Source organism: Cupriavidus sp. CuC1, from assembly GCF_044627735.1.
Lineage (GTDB): Bacteria > Pseudomonadota > Gammaproteobacteria > Burkholderiales > Burkholderiaceae > Cupriavidus > Cupriavidus ulmosensis.
Genome location: NZ_JBIUHC010000422.1, coordinates 1 through 674 on the forward strand (window position 1 = coordinate 1; position 674 = coordinate 674).

Genomic DNA, 674 nt, shown 5'->3' on the forward strand with positions numbered 1-674 from the left:
TCGGGCCGAGGCGCGGCACATCGCGCAGCTCACGCGCGAGCGCGATAATCTCAGGAGCCGACTCGACAAGGCGCTGCTGGTGATCGACGTCCAAAAAAAACTTGCAGCCTTGCTGGGCAATCCGATCGACGACGACACCGACAAGCCGTAATGGCGGCTGTGCAAGAGCTCACTCCGGCCCTGGGCGCGAGCGCGGCCTGCCATGCGCTGGGCGTGCCGCGCGGCACGCCTGCCCGGCAGCGGGCCCACCTGCGTCGCATGGCCTTCATCGGTCCACTGCCACGGTCCACGGCCCGGCCCCGGCCACCGTTGGCTCTGGACGCCCTGGAAAACCAGGTGCTGCTGGACACCCTTAACAGCGAGCGCTTCGCCGACACCGCGCCGGCGGCGCTACACGCCACGTTGCTCGACGAGGGCCGCTACCTGGGCTCGGTGCGCACCATGTACCGGTTGCTCGCGGCCAATGGCGGCTCGCGCGAGCGACGCAACCAGCTTGTCCATCCGGCCTACGTCAGGCCTGAGTTGCTGGCGCGCGCGCCTAACCAGGTGTGGTCGTGGGACATCACCAAACTCAAAGGGCCAGCCAGGTGGACGTGCTTCCACCTCTACGTCATCCTGGACATCTTCAGCCGCCATGTCGTGGGCTGGTTGATCGCCGGGCGCGAGAGCGCGGA

General features: G+C 68.0%; 1 protein-coding gene. It reads left to right on the top strand.

Annotation, left to right across the window (positions count from 1 at the left end; genetic code table 11):
* Nucleotides 1-150: 150 nt before the first annotated feature.
* The coding region (locus ACGLHR_RS52020; RefSeq protein ID WP_400103975.1) for a DDE-type integrase/transposase/recombinase at nt 151-674 on the top strand (524 nt) is incomplete at its 3' end.